The organism is Bartonella sp. AD328YNZD (assembly GCF_042196425.1).
In genome coordinates, this window is sequence record NZ_JBHIQG010000274.1 from 1 (window position 1) to 3,227 (window position 3,227).

Annotated in this window: 2 protein-coding genes, 1 tRNA gene and 1 pseudogene; 2 read left to right on the plus strand and 2 right to left on the minus strand. The window is 34.7% G+C overall.

Going from position 1 to position 3,227, the window contains the following annotated elements:
- Positions 1-145 (plus strand): annotated as a pseudogene (locus tag ACFIO3_RS10490) (hypothetical protein); the annotation flags it as partial.
- Between the two features lie 1,662 nt (positions 146-1,807).
- Here ACFIO3_RS10490 and ACFIO3_RS10495 read toward each other — a convergent pair.
- A tRNA-Ala gene (locus ACFIO3_RS10495) sits at positions 1,808-1,883 on the minus strand.
- 117 nt (positions 1,884-2,000) lie between these two features.
- A complete protein-coding gene (locus ACFIO3_RS10500) occupies positions 2,001-2,384 on the minus strand; it encodes a TIGR02300 family protein (protein ID WP_375606158.1) in 384 nt (127 codons plus the stop codon).
- A 187-nt stretch (positions 2,385-2,571) separates the two neighbouring features.
- Between ACFIO3_RS10500 and ACFIO3_RS10505 the strand changes: the two genes are divergently transcribed.
- Positions 2,572-3,227 (plus strand): 3-phosphoshikimate 1-carboxyvinyltransferase (locus tag ACFIO3_RS10505; protein ID WP_375704429.1); only part of this gene is annotated, 656 nt, incomplete at its 3' end.

The window sequence follows — 3,227 nt, forward strand, 5'->3', positions numbered from 1 at the left end:
CCTTTATTTAAATTATCATATGGGACATGGTGCTTATGCGCGTAGTGGCGGGCATGTCACTGTTGCACTTTCACAGGCAGCACAGCGCATGGCGAGAATATCGAAGCTCTATGAACAGCAATTAAAGAGATGTGGGTGGCGTTAGGGAGGATTTTGAAAATCTCAATCAGAGAATTGATGTGGTGAAATTATTCGAAAGAAAAAACCCTTATGATATGATAAAATAGTGTCGTTTTTCCGATCGTTCAATGAAATAAATTGTTTCTTTAGAATAAACTCAAGCGACAGAAAGCTTTTGCAATACACAATGTGTTTGAAGATACTCTCGACATTTTTACCTCCTTTGTTTAAAAAATTTACAATGGAAATTATCTTCTATTTAGCGCTGGCATTTCGCATTGGGCTAAGTACCAGAGATTATGAAAATTTTAAAATATAATATCATTTTTATTTTCATTATGCGTATTACTGGCTGATTATTACATGAATATTTTCTTTACTAAGCGTATAAAATAGCAATTAAAACAAATGCAATTCGGGCATTATAAAAAGGGTAAAATATTCGATATAAAAAAACGAGAAATGCATTAAACGAAAAAACGTTATTTTGTATAAAGAGGGCAATACAGTCTTCAAAAGAACTAAGTGTATTTAGTATTGTATGAAATAAAACATACTCGTCCATCCAGTCCATCTTAATTGAAAGAAGTTATCTTATTGTATTGTAAAAACACTCCCGTTTATAGGATGATAAGGTATATGCAACTTTACACACAATGAATACTCAGGGTAGGGAGTATTCAGAGAAAGATTTGTAGCGCCTATGAAGTAACAAGTCAGCCTCCAATGCTGTGATAGCTTTTGCATTTGAGAATATTTATGAGAAGCATTTTAATTCTTTTTCTTAAATGGTTTAAGCATATTGATTTATAAAGATAATATATCGTTATTTATATTAAAGTAAGAATCTCGAATGGCGTAGGGTTTTATCGTTTCAGATCTCTTGAGGTTGAATCAATAAAACCATTGGCTTGCACATAACAAGCACAATGGGCATGTGGATAAGAACTGTGAAAGAAAAGACTAAAAATGTTTTTTATGAACATACATTCTCAAATATAAGAATTTTTGCAACATTAGGGATTGAAAAGTATAATGATGGTACTGCTTTACTCCTACATCTCAAACATCGTTTGTGATGTGTAAGGAAGGAATCCAATTGATTCAATGCGTTATGGCTTATGGTGAGAGAAGTTTATTTTGTTTAGAGTTATCACTTAATAATATAAATAACTTATAATGATAACAATACGTTATTTAAGATTTAACATGCTTCAGTATTGAGTTGGTGAATGCTACTCAAGGGGATAATTTTTTAAATTGCTAGGACATCTGATAAGACTAAAAATATTCAACAAAAGTCCTGCTTCGCAATAATTGGAAAATATATCTTAGTCTTCTATTCCCAAATCTTTGTTTAGGAACTTCTTACCTTTTAAAAGGATATCGATAATTAACAGATTATGATTTTGTGGTGAAGAAGGATTCAAATTTTGTCCTTTGAAAATATAAGGTGTCAGTTAAATAGCCCCTTTTTTATTTCTATATAAAGCATAAAAAATGATCTCTTTCCATTGTTATGTAAAGTAAAACTTTACAATCCAACAAATGATTAGAAACGCATAATGATAGCATTAAAGCAAGGAACGCGCTACTGGATCAATGGTTACAGAGCACATAAACCTTTTAAATTGATGCACACATCTTTTATTATAATTAATTCCCTTGATAGAACAGTTAGCCCTTTTGGTGGAGCTAAGCGGGATCGAACCGCTGACCTCTTGCATGCCATGCAAGCGCTCTCCCAGCTGAGCTATAGCCCCTATAAAAACAAATTGTCCCAAAAGGACAGTATACAATTCCAGCTTTTCTAGAACGATCAAACTTGAAGATCAAGAAGAATTTACATTTAATGGAAAAGATGTCCTCTTTTACTTCTTTTAAGCATCATCATCATTAGAAACACCGCCTCCGAGAATATCAGTAACGTCATCATCTTCATCGTCACCATCATGAGACAAAAATGTATCATCATCATCATCACCAAGATCTACATCACTATCTTCTAAATCAGGAAGATCGTCATCTTTAGAATCCACATCATCATCTTCAAGAAGCATAAAAGCAGATTTTTCAAGTGCTGTATCAAGCTCTTCAGTATCAACTTCTTCTTCATTATTTGCTTCAGCTGCTGCAACTTCAAAGTAAGAACGCGGATAAGAAATTCCTGTATAGGGCGACACAATAGGATCGCGATTTAGATCGTAAAATTTTTTTCCTGTTTCTGGATCAACACGTTTAGTTCCGAGTTCTTGTTTTGCCATAAGCCGTGCCTCTTTGATTAACTATTATTCCATTAAAAGATAAATTTTATGGTGCTTAATCGAAAAATAATACCTTTGTCAAAGATAAATACACTGTTCCACAGTGATTTTTTCATGACGTCTTTTAAAGCATGTGCTAAAGGATGCACAATTTCATAAAAGTTAGATAGAATTAAATAGAATTTCCATGCAAAAAGCAATCCCTATAACCACCTATAAATCGAGTAGTCTCTCTGGAAAAATTCAAATACCAGGAGATAAATCAATCTCTCATCGCTCTCTTATATTGGGAGGATTAGCAAGTGGTGAGACATATATTCATGGATTACTTGAAAGCGCTGATGTACTCAATACAGCTGCTGCTATGCAAGCTATGGGTGCCTGTATTATTAAAAAAGAAGACTTCTGGATCATACGAGGAACAGGGAATGGTTGCCTTTTAGCTGCACAAAAACCTTTAGACTTTGGAAACGCTGGAACAGGTGCTCGTTTGGTTATGGGAATGGTTGGTCCGTATCATATGAAAACAACCTTTATTGGTGATTCTTCTCTCTCTAAACGTCCAATGGGACGTATCCTTGATCCACTGCGTCTCATGGGGGTTGAAATTGAGGCAACGCGCGACGATCACCTTCCTTTAACGCTTTATGGTCCGAAAATGGCTAATCCGATACGTTACCGTGTTCCAATAGCTTCCTCCCAAATTAAATCAGCAATCCTGCTTGCTGGACTCAACACCGCCGGCACTACAACTGTTATTGAACCAGTTCTGACACGAGATCATACGGAAAAAATGTTAAAAGCATTCGGTGCGCAACTTGAAATAGAAAAAGATAACGAAGG

Coding starts and splice junctions, on each gene's coding strand:
- ACFIO3_RS10500 (WP_375606158.1), bottom strand. CDS start 2,384: ATGGCAAAACAAGAACTCGGAACTAAACGTGTTGATCCAGAAACAGGA.